This is a genomic window from Oceanobacillus locisalsi (genome assembly GCF_042675985.1).
GTDB classification, from domain to species: Bacteria; Bacillota; Bacilli; order Bacillales; family Amphibacillaceae; genus Oceanobacillus; species Oceanobacillus locisalsi.
The window spans coordinates 1-555 of record NZ_JBHTKK010000066.1; the positions used below are offsets into that span (position 1 = coordinate 1).

General features: G+C 48.3%; 2 tRNA genes and 1 rRNA gene. All 3 read right to left on the bottom strand.

Going from position 1 to position 555, the window contains the following annotated elements:
* Nucleotides 1-190 precede the first annotated feature (190 nt).
* Nucleotides 191-263, bottom strand: a tRNA-Ala gene (locus ACFQ19_RS20295).
* A gap of 20 nt (nucleotides 264-283) precedes the next feature.
* Nucleotides 284-360 (bottom strand) — tRNA-Ile (locus ACFQ19_RS20300).
* Nucleotides 361-436: 76 nt separating this feature from the next.
* Nucleotides 437-555, bottom strand: a 16S ribosomal RNA gene (locus ACFQ19_RS20305); the annotation flags it as partial.

Genomic DNA, 555 nt, shown 5'->3' on the forward strand with positions numbered 1-555 from the left:
TGTTAGTCCCGTCCTTCATCGGCTCCTAGTGCCAAGGCATTCACCGTGCGCCCTTATTCACTTAACTAAGTTAGGAATAAGATGGTTGATGACAACGTCATCTGGTTTATCGCTAATTCATAGCTTTTGTTGCCTTATTTCTAAAGTTTGATGTCGTTATTACGCTTATTTAGTTTTCAAGGTACAAAAATGGAGCCTAGCGGGATCGAACCGCTGACCTCCTGCGTGCAAGGCAGGCGCTCTCCCAGCTGAGCTAAGGCCCCGTAATCACAATATGTTTAGATGGTGGGCCTGAGTGGACTCGAACCACCGACCTCACGCTTATCAGGCGTGCGCTCTAACCAGCTGAGCTACAGGCCCATCTAAATATGGAAGAGAATTACTCTCTCAAAACTGAACCAAACAACCAAGTACGAATTCCGTAATTAATCCTTAGAAAGGAGGTGATCCAGCCGCACCTTCCGATACGGCTACCTTGTTACGACTTCACCCCAATCATTCGTCCCACCTTCGGCGGCTGGCTCCTAAAAAGGTTACCCCACCGACTTCGGGTGT